Source organism: Pseudomonas sp. B21-031, from assembly GCF_024748985.1.
GTDB classification, from domain to species: Bacteria; Pseudomonadota; Gammaproteobacteria; order Pseudomonadales; family Pseudomonadaceae; genus Aquipseudomonas; species Aquipseudomonas kermanshahensis.
In genome coordinates this window covers 2,364,637-2,386,131 of record NZ_CP087181.1, presented here as the reverse complement: position 1 = coordinate 2,386,131, position 21,495 = coordinate 2,364,637, and the positions used below count along the sequence as shown (strand labels likewise).

General features: G+C 63.7%; 22 protein-coding genes. 11 read left to right on the top strand and 11 right to left on the bottom strand.

Annotated features, from left to right (window positions below; all coding sequences use genetic code 11):
- Window positions 1–368 precede the first annotated feature (368 nt).
- A complete protein-coding gene (locus LOY53_RS10635) occupies window positions 369–1,274 on the top strand; it encodes a LysR family transcriptional regulator (protein ID WP_252823681.1) in 906 nt (301 codons plus the stop codon).
- 12 nt (window positions 1,275–1,286) lie between these two features.
- Here LOY53_RS10635 and LOY53_RS10630 read toward each other — a convergent pair whose 3' ends face one another.
- The gene (locus LOY53_RS10630) at window positions 1,287–2,165 is read right to left on the bottom strand and encodes a DMT family transporter (protein ID WP_027595346.1); all 879 of its coding nucleotides are present in this window, start codon (window positions 2,163–2,165) and stop codon (window positions 1,287–1,289) included.
- A gap of 247 nt (window positions 2,166–2,412) precedes the next feature.
- Here LOY53_RS10630 and LOY53_RS10625 point away from each other — a divergent pair, with 247 nt between their 5' ends.
- Window positions 2,413–3,237: an aldo/keto reductase gene (locus tag LOY53_RS10625; RefSeq protein WP_099453760.1), complete on the top strand. Its 825-nt coding sequence runs from the start codon at window positions 2,413–2,415 to the stop codon at window positions 3,235–3,237.
- Between the two features lie 131 nt (window positions 3,238–3,368).
- On the opposite strand, the gene LOY53_RS10620 is transcribed toward LOY53_RS10625, so the two are convergent.
- Both LOY53_RS10620 and LOY53_RS10615 read right to left on the bottom strand, forming a co-directional pair.
- Entirely contained in the window at window positions 3,369–5,468 is a 2,100-nt protein-coding gene (locus tag LOY53_RS10620) for a bifunctional diguanylate cyclase/phosphodiesterase (RefSeq protein WP_252823679.1), read from the bottom strand.
- 405 nt (window positions 5,469–5,873) lie between these two features.
- Entirely contained in the window at window positions 5,874–7,361 is a 1,488-nt protein-coding gene (locus tag LOY53_RS10615) for an aldehyde dehydrogenase family protein (RefSeq protein ID WP_258703986.1), read from the bottom strand.
- Between the two features lie 201 nt (window positions 7,362–7,562).
- On the opposite strand from LOY53_RS10615, the gene LOY53_RS10610 reads away from it, so the two are divergent.
- The 8 genes from LOY53_RS10610 to LOY53_RS10575 all read left to right on the top strand — a co-directional run bounded on the left by LOY53_RS10610 (window position 7,563) and on the right by LOY53_RS10575 (window position 14,586).
- Window positions 7,563–8,714 carry an amine dehydrogenase large subunit gene (locus LOY53_RS10610; RefSeq protein WP_238216791.1) on the top strand — a complete coding sequence of 384 codons (1,152 nt, stop codon included), beginning with the start codon at window positions 7,563–7,565 and terminating at the stop codon, window positions 8,712–8,714.
- Between the two features lie 15 nt (window positions 8,715–8,729).
- Window positions 8,730–9,266, top strand: coding sequence for a MauE/DoxX family redox-associated membrane protein (locus LOY53_RS10605; protein WP_252823677.1), 537 nt, complete (start codon window positions 8,730–8,732; stop codon window positions 9,264–9,266).
- A gap of 3 nt (window positions 9,267–9,269) precedes the next feature.
- Window positions 9,270–9,911, top strand: coding sequence for a methylamine dehydrogenase accessory protein MauD (mauD, locus tag LOY53_RS10600; RefSeq protein WP_252823675.1), 642 nt, complete (start codon window positions 9,270–9,272; stop codon window positions 9,909–9,911).
- A gap of 14 nt (window positions 9,912–9,925) precedes the next feature.
- Complete coding sequence (locus LOY53_RS10595; protein WP_027595339.1) at window positions 9,926–10,447, top strand: methylamine dehydrogenase light chain; 522 nt, start codon at window positions 9,926–9,928, stop codon at window positions 10,445–10,447.
- Window positions 10,448–10,451: 4 nt separating this feature from the next.
- Window positions 10,452–10,970 carry a cytochrome c gene (locus LOY53_RS10590; RefSeq protein WP_252823673.1) on the top strand — a complete coding sequence of 173 codons (519 nt, stop codon included), beginning with the start codon at window positions 10,452–10,454 and terminating at the stop codon, window positions 10,968–10,970.
- A 682-nt stretch (window positions 10,971–11,652) separates the two neighbouring features.
- Window positions 11,653–12,567, top strand: coding sequence for a transcriptional regulator FeaR (gene feaR, locus LOY53_RS10585; RefSeq protein ID WP_027595337.1), 915 nt, complete (start codon window positions 11,653–11,655; stop codon window positions 12,565–12,567).
- A 118-nt stretch (window positions 12,568–12,685) separates the two neighbouring features.
- On the top strand, window positions 12,686–13,084 hold the full coding sequence (locus tag LOY53_RS10580) for a cytochrome c family protein (protein ID WP_027595336.1): 399 nt from the start codon (window positions 12,686–12,688) through the stop codon (window positions 13,082–13,084).
- A gap of 182 nt (window positions 13,085–13,266) precedes the next feature.
- Window positions 13,267–14,586, top strand: coding sequence for an alginate export family protein (locus LOY53_RS10575; protein WP_258703985.1), 1,320 nt, complete (start codon window positions 13,267–13,269; stop codon window positions 14,584–14,586).
- Window positions 14,587–14,628: 42 nt separating this feature from the next.
- Here LOY53_RS10575 and LOY53_RS10570 read toward each other — a convergent pair whose 3' ends face one another.
- Together LOY53_RS10570 and LOY53_RS10565 are read right to left on the bottom strand one after the other, a co-directional pair.
- Window positions 14,629–15,141, bottom strand: coding sequence for a nuclear transport factor 2 family protein (locus tag LOY53_RS10570; protein WP_186682552.1), 513 nt, complete (start codon window positions 15,139–15,141; stop codon window positions 14,629–14,631).
- Window positions 15,142–15,154: 13 nt separating this feature from the next.
- Window positions 15,155–16,279 carry an amidase gene (locus LOY53_RS10565; RefSeq protein WP_099453750.1) on the bottom strand — a complete coding sequence of 375 codons (1,125 nt, stop codon included), beginning with the start codon at window positions 16,277–16,279 and terminating at the stop codon, window positions 15,155–15,157.
- Window positions 16,280–16,453: 174 nt separating this feature from the next.
- Here LOY53_RS10565 and LOY53_RS10560 point away from each other — a divergent pair, with 174 nt between their 5' ends.
- Window positions 16,454–16,933 (top strand): MarR family winged helix-turn-helix transcriptional regulator, encoded by a 480-nt coding sequence (locus LOY53_RS10560; protein ID WP_027595332.1) that lies wholly within the window; start codon window positions 16,454–16,456, stop codon window positions 16,931–16,933.
- A 131-nt stretch (window positions 16,934–17,064) separates the two neighbouring features.
- On the opposite strand, the gene LOY53_RS10555 is transcribed toward LOY53_RS10560, so the two are convergent.
- From LOY53_RS10555 to LOY53_RS10530, 6 genes are read right to left on the bottom strand one after another with little or no spacing between them, the layout of a single operon-like run.
- A complete protein-coding gene (locus LOY53_RS10555) occupies window positions 17,065–17,562 on the bottom strand; it encodes a flavin reductase (RefSeq protein ID WP_027595331.1) in 498 nt (165 codons plus the stop codon).
- 11 nt (window positions 17,563–17,573) lie between these two features.
- Window positions 17,574–18,533, bottom strand: coding sequence for a PDR/VanB family oxidoreductase (locus LOY53_RS10550; protein WP_258703984.1), 960 nt, complete (start codon window positions 18,531–18,533; stop codon window positions 17,574–17,576).
- A gap of 51 nt (window positions 18,534–18,584) precedes the next feature.
- Window positions 18,585–19,337 (bottom strand): SDR family NAD(P)-dependent oxidoreductase, encoded by a 753-nt coding sequence (locus LOY53_RS10545; protein ID WP_258703983.1) that lies wholly within the window; start codon window positions 19,335–19,337, stop codon window positions 18,585–18,587.
- 10 nt (window positions 19,338–19,347) lie between these two features.
- The gene (locus LOY53_RS10540; RefSeq protein WP_258703982.1) at window positions 19,348–19,824 is read right to left on the bottom strand and encodes an aromatic-ring-hydroxylating dioxygenase subunit beta; all 477 of its coding nucleotides are present in this window, start codon (window positions 19,822–19,824) and stop codon (window positions 19,348–19,350) included.
- A gap of 14 nt (window positions 19,825–19,838) precedes the next feature.
- Complete coding sequence (locus tag LOY53_RS10535; RefSeq protein WP_252823662.1) at window positions 19,839–21,113, bottom strand: Rieske 2Fe-2S domain-containing protein; 1,275 nt, start codon at window positions 21,111–21,113, stop codon at window positions 19,839–19,841.
- Between the two features lie 15 nt (window positions 21,114–21,128).
- The gene (locus LOY53_RS10530; protein WP_186683363.1) at window positions 21,129–21,491 is read right to left on the bottom strand and encodes an IacB protein; all 363 of its coding nucleotides are present in this window, start codon (window positions 21,489–21,491) and stop codon (window positions 21,129–21,131) included.
- Window positions 21,492–21,495 lie beyond the last annotated feature (4 nt).

The following is a 21,495-nucleotide window of genomic DNA, read 5'->3' as shown; positions in this document are numbered from 1 at the left end:
GGTCTGGTCGGTCTCTTGCCGACACGGGGCTTGCGAAGCTGTCACGGCGGGGCGCTACGGTCTTGAACACAGGTGCTCAGGCGCGCCCCGGCCGCGGAATTCACAGGGCCAGGGGAAAGACTAGCCGAGCTTGGGCAGACTTCTAATAGAGCGAGTATTACGGGGTAATAGGCTGGCTCTGTCAGCGTTTTGCCGTGGCGGCCTCTTCGCGGGGCAAGCCCGCTCCCACAGGTTTGGTAAGGGGCTTGGATCTACCTGTGGGCGCGGGCTTGCACCGCGAAAAAGCCCGCACATCCATACAAGGCAATCGGGCCTGCGCCGTGTTTCAATACAGCGCCAATCCCCTCAGACCCCGTGAGCCAAGCCCCATGAACCGCAACGACCTGCGCCGCGTCGACATGAACCTGCTGGTGCTGTTCGAAGCCCTGATGATCGAACGCAACCTGACCCGCGTCGGCGAAAAACTGTTCATCACCCAGTCCACCGTCAGCGCCGCCCTCGCCCGCCTGCGCGAGCTGTTCGACGACCCGCTGCTGATCCGCAACGGTCGGGCCATGGAGCCCACGCCACGGGCGATGCAGATTTTCACCGAGCTGGGGCCGGCCATGGATGTGATTTCTTCCGCCATCAGTCGTGCGCGGGCGTTCGACCCCGCTAGCAGCTGCAACGTATTCCGCCTCGGGCTTTCGGACGACGCCGAGTTCGGCCTGCTCCCTGCCCTGCTTCAAGCCTTGCGCGAAGAGGCACCGGAAATCAGCGTGGTGGTGCGGCGGGCCAACTTCCTGTTGATGCCAGGCCTGCTCTCCAGCGGCGAGATTTCGGTGGGCGTGAGCTACACCACCGACCTGCCGGCCAACGCCAAGCGCCGCAAATTGCGCGACATTGGCGTGCGCGTGCTGCGCGCCGACGATCGACCGGGGCCACTGACCCTCGACGAGTACTGCGCCCGCCCGCATGTGATGGTGTCGTTTTCTGGCGATATGAGCGGCAACATCGACCTGGATTTAGCGCGTATCGGCCGTTGCCGCAAGGTGGTGCTGGCCGTGCCGCAGTTCGGCAGCCTGCGCGCGCTGCTGCGCAACACCGAACTGATCGCCACGGTGCCGGACTACGCCGCTTGCGCCCTGGCCGATGACGGCAGCTTGCGCGCCGACCCAGCGCCCTTCGAAATCACCGAGGCAGAATTGTCGATGGTCTGGAGTGGCGCCCAGGACAACGACCCGGCCGAGCGCTGGTTGCGTGAGCGGATCCTGCAGTTCATGGCATCGCCATGAACCCAGGCCGCGTCACTTGCTCCGCTGCATCCACGCCGCGCCCAGGCCACTGATACAAATGATCGAGATCCCCACCAGGCTCAGGCTGTCTGGCACCTGGCTGTAGAACAGCAGCCCGAGCAGCCCGGCAAACACGATCTGGCAGTAGCTGAACGGTGCCAGCAGCGCCGGTGCGGCATGGCGAAACGCCTGGGTCAACAGCAGGTGGGCCGTCATGCCGAAACCACCCAGCGCCAGCATCAACAGCGCGTGGTCCCATCGCGGCACCTCCCAGAAAAACGGCACCAGTGCACTCATCGCCAGGGTGTTGCACAGCCCTGCATAGAAGTTGCTGGTGGTGGGGCTGTCATGGGCAGCCAGAATCCGCGTCAGTAACTGATAGAAGCAGAAGCCCAGCGCCGAGCCGAAGGGGTACAGGATCGCTGGCGTGAACATCGCACCACCGGGGTGCACCACCACCAGTACCCCGATAAAGCCCATTACCACCGCCACCCACTGCCCCACCGTCACCCGCTCCTTGAGCAGGGGTGCCGACAAGGCCGTGACCAGCACAGGCGCGAGGAAGTTGACTGCCGTGGCCTCCGCCAGTGGCAGGTACTGCAGGCCGGTGGTGAATAGCAGGCTGGTGCTGAGCAGGCTCAGGGCGCGCAGGGTCTGCAACAACGGGCGACGGGTGCGCAGTACATTGAGGCCAGACTTGGGCAGGAAGATCCCTGCCATCAGCAGGGTGTGCACCACATAACGCGCCCACACCACCATGATGATCGGGTACAGGCCACCGAGGAACTTGGACAGGGCATCGTGGCTGGCGAACAGGAACGTCGCCACCACCACCAGGGCGATGCCACGCAGCGGTTGGTTGACTCCGGACAGCGGTGTGCTGGAACTCATGGCGTTCTCGACGGCGGCGCGGCCGGATGCTGCGCCCAGGGAAAGCCGCACAGGGCTGGCCTGGCGGATGAAACAGCTCGAATTCTAGAAGAGATAGACGAGGATAAGGAAGTTCAATTGGCGCTTGTCCAGGCCAAACGCAATTTCCGTTCGCTGATCGACCACTTTCGCCCCGCCGCGCATGGTCCGCGCCGGGCTGATCGAAGACCATCCCCTACGGACTCTGTAACCACTACAAGGAACTGTCATGCGAAGGCTCACCACCCCTAACGGCCTGGACCTGCCCTGCATCGGCCTGGGCACCTGGCCGATGACCGGCAGCGAGTGCACCCAGGCCGTGCGCCAAGCTCTGGACCTGGGCTACCGACACATCGACACCGCCACCGCCTACAACAATGAAGCGGCCGTGGGCCAAGCCCTGCGCGAGAGCGACGTGCCACGCGAGCAGATCCACCTGACCACCAAGGTCTGGTGGGACCGCCTGGACCCGAAGGCCATGCGTCAGTCGCTGGAAGACAGCCTGCGCGTGCTGGGCACCGAGCAGGTCGACCTGTTCCACATCCACTGGCCGGGCAAGGACTGGGACCTGGCCCGCAGCATCGAGACCCTGGTAGCCCTGCGTGACGAAGGCAAGGCGCGCAGCATTGGCGTCGCCAACTTCCCGCTTGGCCTGCTGCGCCAAGTGGTCGAGACGCTGGGCGCGCCGTTGTCGGCCATTCAGGTGGAGTACCACGTGCTGCTCGACCAGCAGCCGTTGCTCGACTATGCGCGCCGCCACGACTTGCTGCTCACGGCCTACACTCCGCTGGCACGCGGGCAGGCGGCGCAACAAGAGGTAATCCAGGCGATTGCCCGCAAGCATGGCGTCCTGCCGAGCCAGGTGGCACTGAAGTGGTTGCTCGACCAGGACGGCGTCGCCGTGATCCCCAAGGCCAGCAGCCGCGAGAACCAGTTGGCGAATTTGGCGGCGCTTGACGTGCGGCTGGATGATGAAGACCGGGCATTGATTGCGGGTTTGCCGAAGGATCAGCGCGTGGTCAGCCCCGACTTTGCGCCTGACTGGAATAGCTGAGCATGACCGGGGCCGCTGTGCGCCCCATCGCCGGCAAGCCGGCTCCCACAAACTGCGCGCACCTCGCGATCAACGCTGTACCTGTGGGAGCCGGCTTGCCGGCGATGGGGCGCGCAGCGGCCCCGGCGCACCTAGCCCCACAACAACGCCACCTGCTTCAACCGCTCACTCGCCGGCACAGGCCGCCCATACAGGTAGCCCTGGAAGTGCGAGCATCCCTCTGCCGCCAGGCGCCGCATCTGCTCTTCTGACTCCACACCCTCGGCCGTGGTCTTGATCATCAGGCTGTTGGACAGGTCGGTAATGGCGCGGATGATCGACATGGCTTCGCGGCTGTCGCACATGTCATGCACGAACGACTTGTCGATCTTGATCCGGTCGAACGGGAACGAACGCAAATACCCCAGCGACGAATACCCGGTACCGAAGTCGTCCAGCGAAATCGACACACCCAGGTCTTTCAGCGCCCGCAAGGTGCGCACGTTCTCCTCACTGTTGCCCAACAACACCGACTCGGTGATCTCCAGCTCCAGGCGCCGCGCCGGCAAGCCCGAATCAGACAGGGCCAAAGCCACGGTGTGAACCAGGTTGGCATTCTTGAACTGCACCGGGGACAGGTTGACCGACACTGTCTGTTCGCTGTCCCAGCTGGCCGCCTCCTGGCACGCCAGGTTCAGCGCGCGGATGCCGAGCTCGTGAATCAGCCCGGTCTCTTCGGCGATGGGGATGAAGTCCATGGGCATGACCATGCCGCGGGTCGGGTGCTCCCAGCGCAGCAACGCCTCATACCCCGTCACACTGCTGGTCTGCTGGTCGACCACCGGCTGGTAGTGCAGCTGCAACTGGCCGAGGTGCAGCGCCGTACGCAGGTCGGTTTCCACCAGGCGGCGCTGGCGGGCGGCGACATCCAGCTCGACATTGAAGCACTCGTACCGGTTGCGGCCATTGCGCTTGGCTTCGTACAACGCCATGTCGGCATAGCCCAGCAGTTGTTCGGCCTGGTCATTGTCGTCCGGGGCGATCGCCACGCCGATACTCACACCCACCGTGAACTGATGCCCCTCGATCTGAAACGGCGGACAAATGGCATTGATCAGGCGCTGCGCGGTATTGCACGCGGCATCACGGCCATCCAGCCCCGTGAGCACGATGGCAAACTCGTCACCGCCCAGGCGGGCCAACGTGTCGTGCTCGCGCAGTTCGCGGCGCAAGCGCTTGCCTAGTTCACGCAGCAGCTTGTCGCCGAAGGCATGGCCTAGCGAATCGTTGATGTTCTTGAAGTTGTCCAGGTCCAGGCACAGGGCAGCGGTCAGCTTGGCGTTCTCATCACCGCGTACCAAGGCTTGGCGCAAACGCTCATGGAACAGCGTGCGGTTGGGCAGCCCGGTGAGGGCATCGTGGTGCGCCATATGGTGGATCTGCGCGTGGGCCGCCAACTCTTCAGTGGCATCTTCGGCCACGAACAGCACATAGTCGGCCTGGCCCTCGCGGTGCTGGCTGAGCAGCGTACGGCTGCGCAGGGTGCGTGGCCCGCACTGGGTGTCGACCCGGGTTTCGGCGGCATAGCCCTTGGTGCTGCGTGCCCCGCGAGCGAGCTGTTGCTCCAGGTAATCGGCGGCGGCCGGCGCCAGGCTTTGAGCAGGCAGTTGCCCAATCATGCTCGAACCCGGCACACCAAACAGGCGTTCGGCCTGCTGGTTGGCCAGCAGGATGCGCTGGCTCTCCAGGTCCTGGACCATGACACTGGCCGGGATGTTGGCAATGACCGAGTCGAGAAACTGCGACAGCTTGGCCATCTCTTGGCTGTACTGTTCGGCCAGTTCCTTGGCTTTTAGCAGCTCCAGCTCCTGCTGGTGGCGTTCGGAGATGTCGCGGGTGACCTTGGCGAACCCCACCAGACGGCCGTCATCGTCATGCACCGCGTCGATCACCACATGCGCATGGAAGGCCGAGCCATCCTTGCGCAGCCGCACGCCAACCTCTTCGAAGCGCCCCGTGCATCGCGCCTGCTCAAGGTTATGCGCGGGCAGCCCGGCAGCCCGTTCGGCCTCGCTGTAGAACAACGAGTAATGCCGGCCAACGATCTCGTCGGCAAGGTACCCCTTGGCCCGCTGGGCGCCGGGGTTCCAGTTGGCAACAATGCCTTCGGGGGTGAGCAGGTAGATGGCATAGTCCACCACGCTCTGGATCAACAGCCGATACATGATGTCGGGGCTTGCGACTAGCGACATGAAATTAACCTGAACCTTCGACGGGCACGAAAAGGACCCCGGCGCTACGCGACCGGGTCTTGTACAGAGGTGATGGCATTATGCCGGTCACTCGGATTTTGTGAAGTGGTTCACAAAATTTTGCTGCACTGTCCTTTGCCGAATGAAGGCGGGCGAGTCTTGCGCATAGCAACGCAGTAGCCCGTTGCGGATCAGAGGGGCCTGATCAGCGGTAGTCGGCAGCAGTTCGATGGCCAACATGGCGTTGCGGGCTCGGGTAAAAAGACCATTCTAGAGCCCCCGCGTTGTAGGAGCAGCCTTGTGCTGCGAAGAGGCCGGTGATAACACAGTGAGCATTTGCTGGTGTCACCGGCCTCTTCGCAGCACAAGGCTGCTCCTACACGATTAAACGATTGCTAGCTTTGCTCAGTACCTGATCATCACCGATTTGAGCTCGGTGTAATCCTCGATGAACGCACTGCCAAACTCACGCCCTACCCCCGATGCCTTCGACCCACCAAACGGCACCGCCGGGTCGAGGAAGGTGTGCATGTTGACCCACACCGTGCCCGCTTCGATCTGCGGGATCAGCCGCAGCGCCTTGGACAGGTCGTTGGTCCACAGGCTGGCGGTCAGGCCATAGGGGCTATCGTTCATCAATGCTAGCAACTGTTCTTCATCGTCGAACGGCAGCACACAGACGATCGGGCCGAACGTTTCCTCGTGCAGCAACGGGTCACTGGCGTCATTGGCCAGCACCACCGTAGGCTCGACGAAGTAGCCCGGCCGGTCGAGCGCCTTCGCCCCATAAACCACCGTGTTGCTGGCCCGGGCACGCTCGAAGAAGCCGAGAATCTTCTGCAGGTGCGCAGCATTGGCCAAAGGGCCGAACTGGGCGTCGGGGTCGAGCGCCGAACCAATCTTCAACTGCCCCAGCGCTTCACCCAGCTTGCGGGTAAATTCCTGAACCTTGCTGCGGTGCACATACACCCGCTCCGGCGAAGCGCACACTTGCCCCTGGTGCACGAAGGCCGTCTGCAGGATGCCTGCCACGGCGCCGTCCACGTCCACATCGGCCAACAACGCTGCCGGGTTCTTACCCCCCAGCTCCAGCGTGGCGCGGGTCAGGTTCGCCGCCATCGCGGCCTTGCCGACGGCGATACCGGTCGGCACCGAGCCTGTGAACGCGACCTTGGCCACGAGCGGGTGCTCGATCAACCGCTGGCCGGCCTGCCCGCGCCCATTGACCACGTTGAACGCCCCCGCCGGCACCCCTGCCTCGACCGCCAGTTCGGCGATGCGCAGCAGCGTCAGCGGCGTGAATTCGCTGGGTTTGATCACGATTGTGCAACCGGTTACCAAGGCAGAGGCGATCTTCCAGATACCGATCATCACCGAGAAATTCCACGGCACGATCCCCGCGACCACGCCCACCGGCTCGCGCAGGGTAAAGGCGGTGTAGCGCTCGCCACCGAATGAAGGCAGCGACGGGGTCATGGTCTGCCCAGTGATCTTGGTCGCCCAACCCGCGAAATAACGCAGGAAGACTACACTTTGAGCGATCTCCAACCCCCGCGAGAGGTTGATCGACTTGCCGGAACACAGGGTCTCGAGCTGTGCCAGTTCCTCGGCATTGGCCTCGATCAGGTCAGCCAAGCGGTTGAGCACCACGCCTTTCTGATAAGGCGAAACCTCAGCCCAACTGCCCTTGAAGGCCTGCCGGGCACTGTGCACCGCACGTGCTACTTCCGCCTCGCTGGCCTCGGCAACCCGGCTGATGACTGTGCCGCTGGAGGGGTCGTGGATATCGACTGACGGCCCCGCCTCACCCGCCTGGTATTGGCCATCGATGAAATGGCCATGGGGCCTGGCGAGGAACTCGACCACGGCAGGTAACAGCTGGATATCGCTCATGACATGACTCCTGGAAGGCAGCGCAAAAGTGTGTGCGGGCCGATCTTCAGGCCCCCGCCTACCCGCCTGCCAGCCCCGAGCGGCGTTTTGTCAGGGAGCCTCAAGAGAATGTCACGCTGGCCAAATCACCACGCCGGCCCAGGCGGCACACTGCGATCACTGCGATATCTGCATAACCCATAACAACATCGGAGATAGCCAATGCGTCGCGTAGACAGGCTTAGCATCTCGGCAGCCCTGGCCTTGGCCCTGGCTGCGAGCACAAGCGCGGTGCGGGCCGACCTGCCCGCCGAAGAGATCGGCCAGAACAACCTGCCGTTCCCGCCGGACCCACACCGTGTCTACATCCTCGATGTGGACTTCAAGAACCCCATCGCCGGCAAGGTGGTGGTGGTCGACCCCAAGGCCAAGCGCATGCTCGGCATGACCACTAACGCCTTCGTCGCCCCAACGGCGCTGAGCCCGGACAACCGCACCCTGTACTCGGCCAACCTGTTCTACTCGCGTGGTACCTACGGCGAACGCACCGACGTGCTGGTGGCCTGGGACACCCAGACCCTGCGCCCGCAATGGGAAGTGGTACTGCCCGCCAAGCGCGCCTCCACGCTCACCGAGAAGTACGCGATGGGCGTCAGCGCCGACAGCAAGCTGGCGTATGTCTTCAACCTGACGCCGTCGACATCGGTGACCGTGGTCAATACTCAGACGCACACGGTCGCCAGCGAAGTCGCCATCAGCGGCTGCGTACTCAACTACCCAGTCGGCAAACGCAGCTTCGCGTCACTGTGCGGTGACGGCCAACTGCTGGTGGTGACACTGGATGATGACGGCAAGGAAGTCTCGCGCACCCAGACGCCGTTCTTCGACCCGAACAAGGTCCGCCTCAACGAGCGCGCCATCGCCAACGGCGACACCTACTATTTCACCACCACCCATGGCGAGGTGTACCCGGTGAGTTTCGAAGGGGGCAAGGCCAAGCCGCAGCCCACCTGGTCGCTGGTCAGCGACGAGGAACGCAAGCAAGGCTGGGCGCCGGGTGGCTGGCAAGCCCTGGCCTTGGCGCCAGGCCTGAACCGGCTGTATGCGCTGATGCATGACCAGCACACCGATGGCAAATGGGAAGACCCGAGCACCACCATCTGGGCGTTCGACCTGAAGACGGGCAAGAAGCTCGGCACGCTCGACTCGCCCAAGCCGGTCTGGAGCCTGCAGGCCAGCCATGACAAGGCGCCCATCCTGGTGGCCACCGACCTGGAAGGCGGCGTGCAGTTCTTCGACCTGGCCACCGGCAAGCACAGCGGTGCCATGGACCAGATCGCCGACACGCCCGTGCTCACCTTGGCCCCTTGGTAAACAGGAGACCCGACCATGCTCGACCCTGTTCTCGTGATTGCCAGCAGTACCGCTTTGGCGACGCTGCTGGCCAGTGCCGCCAGCCACAAGCTACGTGACCTGCGCGCGTTCAGCGCCATCGTGCGCGCCTACCAACTGCTGCCAGCGCCCTTGGTATCCGTAGCCACGGCAAGCCTTGCGCTGGCCGAACTGGCCCTGGCGCTGGCCTTGCTGCTACCCGGTGGGCGAGCCAGCGCGGCGTTGGCGGTGGTGCTGTTGATGGCGCTGTATGCCAGCGCCATCGGCATCAACCTGTGGCGTGGCCGCCGCGACATCGACTGCGGCTGTTCAGGCCCCGGCGCTGCCCAGCCACTGCGCCCAGTGCTGTTGCTGCGCAACCTGGTGATCGCCCTGTTGGCCGGCCTGGCGGCGCTGCCCATGGCCGAGCGTGCACTCGGTGCCCTGGATATTTTCGTGGTGATTGCGGCCAGTGCCGTGGCGCTGCTGATTCATGTGGCGGTGGATGGCCTGCTGGCCAACCAGCCGCGTCTTGCCAAATTGACTGGGAGATAACCCATGCAACTGCTTATCGCATCGAACATTCTGCTCTGGCTGCTGCTGATCGCGGTGGCGTTCACGGTCATGGCGCTGGTACGCCAGATCGGCGTGCTGCATGGACGCATCGCGCCTGCCGGTGCGCTGATGGTAGACAAAGGCGTGACGGTCAACGACCCCGCCCCACAGGTCACCGCCGCCGACCGCCATGGCCGCCCAGTAAACATCGGCTACCGCGGCGAACGCTCGCAACTGTTGTTCTTCCTCGCGCCCGGCTGCCCGGTGTGCAAATCGCTGCTGCCAGCGATCAAGTCGATTGCCAAGGACAACAGCGGCGAGCTGGACGTGATCTATGTCAGCGACGGTGATTTTGCCGAACAGCAGGCGCTGATCGACGCCAACGACTTGCAGCAAGCCACCTACGTGGTCGGCCCCGAGATCGGCATGACCTACCAGATCGGCAAGCTGCCGTACGCCGTGTTGATCGACCAGGCCGGCACCTTGCGCGCCAAGGGCCTGGTCAACTCCCGCGAGCACCTCGACAGCCTGTTCGAGACCGTGCACCTGGGCAGTGCCAGCCTGCAGCAGTACCTGCACGGCAACCACGCGCACGGCCATGCTCACGACCATGACCATGCCCACCCACACAGCGCGCAACACTGATCGCGGAGCACACCATGAGTTTTCTCGACAAACTGTTTGAACGCTCCAGCCGTCATGTCGCCGACACCACCTCACGGCGCAAGGTGCTGGCGCGCCTGGGCTCGCTGATCGTCGCCGGCGCTGCCCTGCCGGTGCTGCTGCCGATCGACCGCACCGCCAAGGCGCTGGCCGCCGAGCAGCCGAAAATGGGCGACCCAGGCGACCCGACCAGCTGTGACTACTGGCGCAACTGCTCGATCGACGGTTTCCTGTGCTCGTGCTGCGGCGGTTCGATTACCTCCTGCCCGCCCGGCACCGATGCCTCGCTGGTGACCTGGATCGGCACCTGCCGCAACCCGGCCGATGGCAAGAACTACATCATCTCGTACAACGACTGCTGCGGTAAGCACGCGTGCGGCCAGTGCGCCTGCTCGCGCAACGACGATGAACAACCCTTGTATCGCCCGTTCAACAACAACGACATCAACTGGTGCCTGGGGGCTGAGTCGAAGATCTACAACTGCACCGTTACCATCATCCGCGGTGTGGCGGTCTAGCGCCGTGAAGGCCCTGACCGCGGTGTTGATCCTGTGCCTGCTGGCGCCTGTCGCCCAGGCCAGGACCCTGCCCAACCCCAACCAGCGCCCGGCGCCGGGCAACGAGGTGCCACCGGTGCCGATTGCCCAGGCCGGCTACTCGGTGCCGGTGAATTATCAGTTGCAATGCGCCGGCTGCCACCGCGACCACGGCGAAGGCTCAGCGGCCAACGACACGCCGCGCATGCAGGGGTTTGTCGGCAACTTCCTGCGGGTGCCGGGTGGGCGCGAGTTTTTGGTGCGGGTGCCGGGGATTTCCCAGTCGGCGCTTAATGATCAGCAGATTGCCGATTTGCTTAATTGGCTGCTGGCGCGGGATGGGATGGCCGGCAACAGTTCACCCGAGCAATGGCCGCCGTACAGCGGCGAGGAAGTGCATCGGGTACGTCAGAACAGCATGCTCAACCTGCCGCATGTGCGCGCCGGGTTGATCGAAGCGATGCAGGCCAAGGGCATTGCCATCAGCGATGGGCTTGGCCACTGAATCACGCAAGCGTTGTGCCTTCAGCCCGCCCTGTCAGCGGGCTTTTTTTTTGTTGTCGGGTGGGGGTTGGGGTTGGGTTTGGGGGTGGGGGTGGGGGTGTTCGTCGCTGGATTTTCGGCGCCTGTGAGATCGAGCGCCGCCCGCGCGGCGCTTCGCAGCACAAGGCTGCTCCTACATCTGTTTCGGGCCAGTGCGGCCTGTGATATTTGCGCGCGACCGCCTTGTTGGTCCACCTCGGTATTGAGGTGGGCGCTAAGGGGCCGCGCGCCCCTGGAACAGGAATGACTGGCCCGAAACAGATGTAGGAGCAGCCTTGTGCTGCGAAGCGCCGCGCGGGCGGCGCTCGATCTACGCCCCACCTCACAACCTGAGGCAGGCACCTCGTCGCCCTCAGCCCTCACCCAACCTGCCAAAGTGCAACATCTGGAAACAAACCTGTATCAATTGGCTACATCCCAGCGCATTCCAGCGCACTAATCACTCCACCACCACTGCCAACACACTCATCAAAAATAAAATTAATCCCAATTAAAACAATGCACTAACAAACATCACCTACTACACCCCCACCTCTCAGGCCCGTTTTTTGCTTGAAAATTCAAGTGAATTGTAATGCTTTAAGGCACCCCTCCAAGAGTTCGCCCAAGCGAACCGTTCCACGTCTTACCACGCGAGGCCTCCCATGACACCAGCAACCCGTGTTACCGACGATCACTTCCAGGCCTGGCTCAGCCAGGTCAACGATGCCTGCGGCCACTTCAACGCCCGCAAGCTCGACGCAGGCTTCGTCGGCCAGCTCGAAAAGTGCCAGGTAGGCCAGATCTCCATGAGCATCGTCGACATGACCCACGTCAACCTGTTCCGCGGACCGCGGGAAATACGCGCCAGCGGTGCCGACAACTACTACGCCGTCTTGCAGATGGCCGGCACCTCGCATATCGAGCACCAGGATGCACGCATCGAACTGCGGCCCGGCGACCTGACCCTGATCGACGCCAGTGCCCCGTTGGACATGCACTTTCACCAGCGCTCGCGCCAGTTGTCGCTGATTTTGCCGCGCACTCAGGTCCAGAGCAGTACCCGCGGCGTCAACGTGGCCTGCGCCAAACGCATCGAAGCGCAAACCCCATTGGCCAGCATGGCCCGCCAGATGATGCTCGAAGCCGGCCGCACCCAGCACATGGCCAACAACGAAAGCCAGGCGGTACTGGAGGCGCTGATCGCCTTGCTGCGCCCCGCCATCACCCAGGACTCGGTGCCCGGCAGCCACGAGCGCATGTTCCGCAAGGCCCTGGCACTGATTGACCAGCGCATCACCTGTGAAAGCCTGACACCTGAGTTCATTGCCCGCGAAGTAGGCATCTCCATGCGCAGCCTGTACCGCATCTTCGCCAAGCACGACCTGGTCATCGCCCAGTACATCCGCAACCGCCGCCTCGACTTCTGCGCCGAAAGCCTGCGCAACCCGTCGATGGATCAGAAGGTGTCGTCGCTGGGGTATGCCTGGGGGTTTTCCGATTCGAGTTACTTCAGCACCGCATTCAAAGGCCGGTTTGGCATGACCCCAGGCGAGTACCGCAAGCGTCACGCCAACTGACAAGCCCAGCAAACACCCTGGCAGGCACAACAAAACCCGTCCGCCTGTACTCGCACACAATCAAGCAGAACACCAACAAGAAGCAGCCCCACGCTGCCCAACCCAGGAACCGTGCGTGATGTCGACCGTCGTATCCAGCAAGTTCGTAATGCCCTTCCTGCTCGCCGCGCTGGCCAGCCCGCTGGCCCTGGCCGAAGACTGCGCGGCCCCGCAGCGCCAACAGGGCGAACAGGTGTTCGCGCGTGACTGCGCGGCGTGCCATTCGGCGCAAAAGGATGGCCCGGTGATGATGGGCCCCAACCTGCACGACGTGGTGGGCCGTACCCCCGGTACCGTGCCAGGGGCCAATTACTCTCAGGCTATGAAAACCCGCCAGGCGGCCTGGACGGCGCAAAGCATCGGCGCCTTCATTGCCCAGCCACAGGCGGCAGTACCCGGCACCTACATGCCTTACGCAGGGTTGCCGGACGCTGGCGAACGCCAGTCGGTGACGTGTTTCCTCGCCGGCCTCAAGTAACCACGTTTGCCCACGAAGGCCCCGCAATGGGGCCTTCTGCGTTTTTAATGCCCGCCCAATCAGCTTGGCACACCGCCAAAATCAACTGGCAGCCAGGGCAAAAGCCCGGGGCTGGGCTTGCTTCATGATCATTGGCACGTCTTCGGAACTTCTGCCAAAACCATGACAAAGGAAGCCAGACCATGCACCACCGCCCGTTCCGCCTAACCTTGGCCGCACTCCTGGCCGGGGCTTCGCTGAGTGCGTCCGCGCACGAGCTGTACAGCGATGCCGAACGCCATCTGAACGCCAATGTGGAAGCCGTGTTCGGTGCATTCCACAGCGAACGCAGCTACGCCATCGCCCGCGACCAACCCGGCTCCACCTCGTGGCGGGAAGGCTACATCAAGTATGGCTTGAGCGCCGACCAGGCCCTGGGCAGCGTCGGTTCGCTGTATGGCGCCTTCGCCATGCTCAGCTCGGCGACTTGGGGCGACGGTGATGCTGCCGGCTTCAGCGATGGCAGCGAACGCACCAGCAAGATCGAGGATGCCTACGTGGGCTGGAAGTCCGGCAACCTGGTGCCGATGCTGGGCGAGGACGGTATCGACCTGTCGTTCGGCAAACAGATGGTCGCCGTGGGCGATGGGTTTCTGCTTCAGGGTGACTCGCTGAACGTCGGCCATGGCCTTGCCGATGGGCAGTTCAACCGGGGCGGCGCGTACTACCTCGCAGCGCGCAAGAGCTTCGACAAGACCGCCGTGCTGCGCCTGGGCGGCAGCAGTGGTTGGCGCGGCGACCTGATGTGGCTGCAGTCAGACAACCGCGCCCAGGCCAACACCGAACTGCACGTGGCCACCCTTGAGCACGTGGCGGACGCCGGCACCGTCGGCCTGACCTATATCGGCACTACCCATGTCGACGAGCAGTACGCCTCCCCGCTGCAACTGGAACGCGATGGCATGAAGACTTACAGCCTGCGTGGCCAGGGCAATGCCGGGGTAGAAAACCTGTTTCTGTCCGGGGAATACGCCAAACAGGACAAGCCCCATACCGCCACCGAGGACGCCTGGTACCTGGAAGCCGGCTGGACCTTCGCCGACCTGCCCTGGCAGCCGAACCTGAGCTACCGCTACAGCCGCTTTTCCGAGCAGTACGACACGCTGTTCTATGGCCTCGGGCGCGGGTTGGGTACCTGGTTCCAGGGTGAGGTGGCCGGTAACTATGCCGGGCCGTTCAACAGCAATGCGCGGGTGCAGAAGGTCGGCCTGACGGTCAGCCCGACGCCCACGTTGAACCTTGGGGTGATGGGGTTCCATTTCGACACCATCGATCGCAGCCTGGGCAATGTGGACGGACGCGAGCTGGATATCTATGCCGAGTGGACCCTCAATGATCACCTGATGATCGTGCCGCTGGTGGGGTTGTATCAGCCGGATCGCAGCGTGGAGCAAGGGGGGGCGCAGTTGGGCAACAATCACGACAACCTGTATGGCCAGGTGGTGTTCGTCAGTACCTTCTGAGCTGCAGGCACTGGGGCTGCTTTGCAGCCCCAGCATCCGTGACTACCGTTCTGGCACCGGCAAGGGCGCGTCGCTGTTCCACGCCGTCACTGGTCGACTGAACAGGTTCTCGGTCTGGAAATGCGCCATGCGCCACTGGCCCTCTTCCAGCGCAAAGCGCACCGTCAACCGGGCAGCATTGAGGTGCGAAGCACCGTCGGCAAAGGTACTGGTCTGCAACATCACCCAGCGCCCCAGCCCTTCCTCGCCGGCCACCTCGATAACCTCACTGGTTAGAAAGTGCACATTCAAAGCGAAGTGCGCCGGGGTCTTCATGTAGGTGGCGAACATCGCCCGGATCGCTTCGCGCCCGCGGTAGCCGCCAAAGCTCTCGGCGTACTTGGCGCCCTTGCCCTCCCATACCGCATCACGGCAAAACAGCTGCGCCAGTTCATCGAGCGGGGATTGCGCGTCCAGTTGGTCGCACAACGCCATGTAGCGGTTGATGCAGACGCGGATGGCCTGCTGGTGTTCAAAGCTGCGCAGGCGGGCCTGGAGTTCGAGGATATCGGTCATCGCAATCGTGGCCTCAATGATCGTTGCCGGCGTACAGGTTCAGCAGCAAGCGCTCGGCCACTGCCAGCAATTTCTCGTCGGCGCCTTTGGCCGCCACCAGTTGCAGGCCGACCGGCAAACCGGCCTCGCTGCCCAGCGGAATGCTCAATGCCGGGTGCCCCGACAGGTTGAACGGCCGCACCAGCGAGGTCATGCCCAGCACCGCGCGGGTATCGGCGGCGTCCTCCAGGCGCAGTGGGAAGTCCGGCATGGTCGGCAGGGCCAGGACATCGAAGTTGGCCAGGGCCTGGTCGACTTCTTCAGTAAAGCGTCGACGCACCTCCTCTGCCTCGGCCAGCGCCGTGTCAGTGGTCTGCCCCGCTGCCGCCAGGCGCCCGGCGATATCGCTGCCGACCTTGCCGGTTTGCAGAAGGTGGCCACAGCCTTCGAATGTCTCGCGGTTGATCACGACCATGCCGGCGTCATAGGCGGCGCCAAAGTGTTTGAGTTCGACATTGCCCAACGGCAAGCCACTGGCGCTCAGGGCCCCGTGCACCACCTTGTGGATGGCGGCCTCGGCGGTCACCCGCAATACGCCGATGCGTGCCCTGGCCGGTACCTGGGCGGGGACGAAACTGGGGTCGATCATGCTCATGGCGCGTACCAGCATCGGCAGGCTCGCGGCGAACGGGCCAACGCAGTCGAGACTGGTGCGGGCCGGCATCACGCCTTTACGGCTTACCCGGCCAAACGTCGGCTTGAGGCCGAACACGCCACAGCAACAGGCCGGGACACGCACCGAGCCACCGGTGTCGGTGCCCAGGCTGAAATCCGCCAGGCCAGCGGCCACCGCAGCAGCCGAGCCGCTGGACGAGCCACCGGGTATGCGCCCAGGAAAGCGCGGGTTGGCGGCCGTGCCGGTATAGCGGTTGATGCCGGTCGTGCCGAACGCCAGTTCGTGCAGGCTCACCTTGCCGGTCAGCCGGGCACCGGCCGCCAGCAACTGGCTGACCACGTCGGCATGCCGCTCGGCCAGCGGCGCATCCTCTAACGCCTGGCTGCTGGCGCGGGTCGCGGTGCCGGCGACATCGATGGTGTCCTTGACCACGACCCGGGGGCCGGTGCCGCCCAGGTCAAGGGTTTCTACTATGATTGTCATTGTTGTGCAGCCCTCTTCAAGAATGGATGCCGGGCCTGGGCCCAGCCGATAAAATGCGTGCCGATTACTTGAAATGTCAACTGAACATTCCAGTATTATGCGCTCGCTTTACGGTAGCCAAATGCGCGGAAACGTCTATGATGTCGCGACTATTTCCGCACAAGTAGTGAATCGATGAGCAACTCGAAAAACACAGGCCACAGCCACCACGACCCGGCCAGCGATGAATTTCGCAAGGAAGATTTCCCCTTCTACTGGCTGGCGCGCGTGCATGGCCGCTACACCCAGAACATGGAACGTCTGCTCAAGAAGATCGACCTCGACGTGCCGCGCTGGCGCGTGCTGTGGATCCTCAACGAGAACGGTGAATCGAGCATTTCCGAGATCTCCACCCACGCCATCGCCAAGCTGTCGACCATCACCAAGATCGTCTACCGCATGAAGGACGACGGGCTGGTCGATACCGCGCCAAGCCCGGAGGATGGGCGCGTGACCCAGGTGCGGATCACCGAAGTTGGCCTGCAGAACATCGAGCGCATGCAGGACGTGACGCGGGAACTGTTCCAGCGCAGTTTCAAGGGGCTGACCGAAGCGCAGGTGCAGCGGCTGAACCGGATGCTGGAAGTGGTATTCCATAACCTCGAAACACCATAACGCCCAATTCGCCCTGTGTAGGAGCAGCCTTGTGCTGCGAAGAGGCCAGCGCAAGCAGCACACATCTTAGGTACTTTCAGCGGCCTCTTCGCAGCACAAGGCTGCTCCTACACAGGGTCAGCGCAAGCTGCTCAGCACGCCTTCGAGGCCTCGCATACTCGGTGATAGGCGCGGTTGAAATACACCAGCCCATCGTCCGCCCCGCCATGGCGGATGTCCTGGATTTCGCAGTAGAAAATGCTGTGCGAACCCACCTCATGCACCTGGGCAATGCGGCAGTCGAAGTTGACCAGCGCCTCCTGCATCACCGGCGCGCCGCTCTCCAGCACGGTCCAGTGCGTGGTCGCAAAGCGCTCTTCCGTGCTCAGGTTGCGGTTGGCAAACGCCCCCGACAACTCCTGATGGGTACCGGCCAGCACGTTCACACACAGCGCGCCGTTGGCCTTGAATTGCTCATTCGAATACGAGGCGCGGTTCATGCACACCAACAAGGTGGGCGGCGCGTCGGTCACGCTGCACACCGCCGACGCGGTAAAACCGAAACGGCCTGCGGGGCCATCGGTGGTGATGACCGAGACGGCGCCGCCGAGCAGCGCCATTGCATTGCGAAACTGGCTTACATCTACCATGGTCATGCTCCTCAGATATCCAGTACCAGCTTGTTGGACTTGGCCCGCGAGCAGCACACCAGGATCTGGTCGTTCGCGGCTTTCTCTTCATCGGTCAGGTACACATCGCGGTGGTCTGGCTCGCCTTCGAGCACTTCGCACATGCATGTCCCGCAGACACCCTGCTCGCAGGAAATGTCGATCTTGATGCCAACCTGGGCAAGCGCTTCGAGGATGGTCTGCCCCTCGGCCACCTGCACGGTCTTGTTGCTGCGCGCCGCCACCACTTCAAAACCTTGGCCACTGGCGTCGACCTCGACCTGGAAGTACTCCTTGTGGATGTGGTCTTTGGCATAACCCTGCCGACGCGCGCCTTCGATCACCCAGTCCATGAAACCGGACGGGCCGCAGGTGTACAGGTGGGTGCCCTGGCTGGCAGCGCCCAGCACCGCCTCCAGGTTCAGCCGCTGTGCCGGGTCTTCATCATCGAAGTGAGTGACCACCCGCGCGGCGAACGGCGCCGCCGCCAGCGCCTCGAGAAACGCACTGCGGCTGCGCGAGCGCCCGCAATAATGCAGTTCGAAATCCGCGCCCTGCTGGTGCAGGGCGTGGGCCATGGCGATCATCGGCGTGATGCCGATACCACCGCCCAGCAGGATCGAACGGCTGGCCTGCGGCGCCAGTGGGAACAGGTTGCGCGGCGCGCTGATCTGCAGCTCGCGCCCTTCCAGCAAGGTCTCGTGCACGCCCACCGAGCCGCCGCGTGAAGCGGGGTCTTTCAGCACGCCCAGGCGATACACCGAAGCATCGGCCGGGTCACTGCACAGCGAATACTGGCGCACCACGCCGGGCGCGACGTGGATATCGACATGCGCGCCCGCCTCGAAGGCCGGCAACGCCGCGCCATCAACGCGCCCCAGGTCGAGGACGACCACGTCGGCCCCTTGGATCTCGCGCTTGCGCACGACTACGTTCAACAATTGTTCATTCATGGCCGGTGTCCCGTGTAACGACAGGAGGCGCGCAGCGCCCCGCAAAAAAAATCAACGCATGAACAGGCCGCCGTTCACGTCCCAGGTCGCCCCGGTGGTGAAGTAGGCTTCGGGCCGCGCCAGTTGCACGATCAGGTCGCCCAGAAAACCGGCGTCCCCCAGGCGCTGTACCGGGATGTTCGCCAGCAGCCCTGGCAGGCGCTCGGCAGGCACTGCGGCATGCACCGCCGGCGAATCGATCGGGCCGGGGGCGATGGCGTTGACCGTGACGCCACGGGCAGCGAACTCCTTGGCGAAGATCTTGGTCAGGGTGACGATCGCGCCCTTGCTCGCCGCGTAGTGCGCGCCGGTCGCGGTGCCGCCGTTCTGCCCGGCCAGCGAGGCCATGTTGATGATCCGCCCGTAACCGGCCTCGGCCAGGTACGCGCCGAACACCTGGCAACCGAGGAACACGCTGCGCAGGTTCAAGCCAACCACGGCGTCGAACTCTTCCGGGCTGATCTGCATCAGCGGCGTGGTCTTGGTCACCGCAGCGTTGTTGACCACCACGTGCAGGGCGCCAAAGTGCTCCAGCACCTGGGCCAGCGCCTGCTCGAAATCGGCCTTGCTGGCGACATCGAGCTTCACCGCCAGGGTACGGCCGCCCTGCCCTTGCTGGGCTTGCTGCAGTTGTTCGGCGCTGGCCTGAGCGAGTGCCAGGTCTCGGTCCGAGACCACCACGTCAAAGCCTGCGGCAAGCAACTGCGCGCAGAAGCGCTGGCCCAAGCCCTGGCCGGCGCCGGTTACCAATGCGACTTGGTTCATGGTCGGTTCCTCACAGGATGTAGCCGATACCGGCGAGGGTATCGTCACTGTTGATCAGGCTGATCACCTTGCGGTGGATCTTGAAGCTGCCTTGCGCCCGCACCAGGGTGTAGGTCAGGTCGGCGCTGTAGTGCTTGAGGCTCTCTTTGCGAAACTCGCGCACGTTCTGTGCGCAACGCACGGTGACGTTGACGCCGTCGTCGCCCAGCACCCGGAAGCGCGAAATCGTGCGTACGGTGCGCGGCTGCGGGCTGGTGGAAATCGACTCGCCGCCGATCAACCGCTGCACGCGCAGGCCGCGCATGTGGTGGTCGTCGTAGGCGTAGTTGAGGGTGTTTCCGTAGTCACTCTCGCGCGGGTCGATGGGGATGATGTACGTGCCTTTTTCGGTCCATTGGCCGAGCCAGGTGTCGTACTCGCCGTGGTCGAGCATGTCGCCTTCCTGCCAGATGAAGGCGGTGACTTCTTGCAGCAATTGCAGGTTCATAGGGTTCTCCACGCTCACGCCGACATCATCTTTTTCCACTGCTGGTACGCCGCACGCATACCGGTTTCGGCACTCACGTCGGACACCAGCCCGTCTGCGCTGGGCTTCTCGCCCGGCAGGCCGCGGTTGAGCATGATCCACAGGTCTTCACCGGCACGGGCGCCTTTCTGTACCCGCTCCCAGGCCTCGGAATCGTCCGGGGTACCGAAGCCCATCGGGCCCTGGAAGTGCTCGTGCAGGCGCAGGCGGTAGCGGTTGGCTGCGGCTGGGCCGCCGTCCATGGTGATCACCGAGTGGTGGATTTCGGTCTCGGTCACCGAGATCGGCTGCAGCACGCGGAAAAACGCCATCGAGCAGGCGACGTTGGGGAACAGGTTGAGGTTGAAGCCCGAGCCACCAACGGCGCGGACGATGCGGCGCACTTGCTGCTCGTCGATGCCTTCGTCGCGCAGTTCGGCGGCGAGGGATTCGAAGCGCTCAGGGATCGGCTTGTCGAGGTCGGCTTCCAGGTCGACCAGCTCGGGGATCATCACCATCACGCTGTGGCCGTTGCCGAGGTCTTCGACGTAGCCGGGGCCTTTGACGAAGTCGAACAGCTCCAGGGTCTGCTCGTCGACCGAGGACAGGAAGCTTTTGTGCACCAACGGGAAATGGTAGGCGTCGGTGGTGTTTTCCAGCTGGATCTTCCAGTTGCCGGGGAAGCGGAAGCGGTGCTCGCCGGGGACCTTGATGCCGTAGCCGGCGCCTTGCTTCATGAACAGGTCCATCCACTTCTTCGCGGCGCCAAGGAAGTCTTCGAGCGGTTCGATGTCGTCCTTGAAGGTGGCGAAGACCATGCCGGCGTAGCTCTCGACGCGCAGGCTGACCAGTGGCAGCTCGGCCTTGTCCAGGCAGTCGCCGTAGCTTTCCGGGTGGGGAATGCCGCGCAGCGAGCCGTCGAGGGCGTAGCCCCAGCCGTGGTAGGGGCAGACGAAGCTGTTGGTCTTGCCCTTCTTGTGCTCGCAGACCGTGGCGCCGCGGTGGCGGCAGCGGTTGAGCAGCACGTTGATGGCCTTTTTGCGGTCACGCACGACGATCACCGGCTGCTTGCCGATGAAGGTGGTCTTGTAGCTACCGGGCTCGGGGACTTCGCTCTCGTGGGCGACCCAGATCCAGGTGCTGTGGAAGATCTTCTGCAGTTCGGCGTCGAACAGAGCGGGGTCGGTGTAGAGGGAGGTGTGGACACGGTCGGGCTGGACCAGCTCGGCCGGGTCGACCGTCAGGTTGACGGCGGGGATCAGGTTGCTCACGGTATCGTCCTCTACTCAGGCGCGCTGGATGATCAGTTCGCGGCCGACACGGGCCTCGACCTTGGCGTAGCGCCACAGCTTGTACGGCCCCTCGCCCACGGCCGTGGTGCGGAACAGGTTGCAGGCGGCGTGCACGGTCTCGATGTCCGGTACGTCGGCCAGCAGGTAGGTGGTCCAGGGGAAGCCGTCGGACGGGCCGACCATGCCTTGGTCATCGTCCATGTTGCCCAGCACGTTCACCCCGGTCAGGTCGTGAATGCCATTCCACATCGCGCTGAAGGCGGCCCATACCTGGAGCTGCTCCTCACGGGGGGCATCGAAGAAGTTCTGGTTGATGCCCATGCAGAACAGCACACGCAACGCTTTCTTATCGCTCATGACA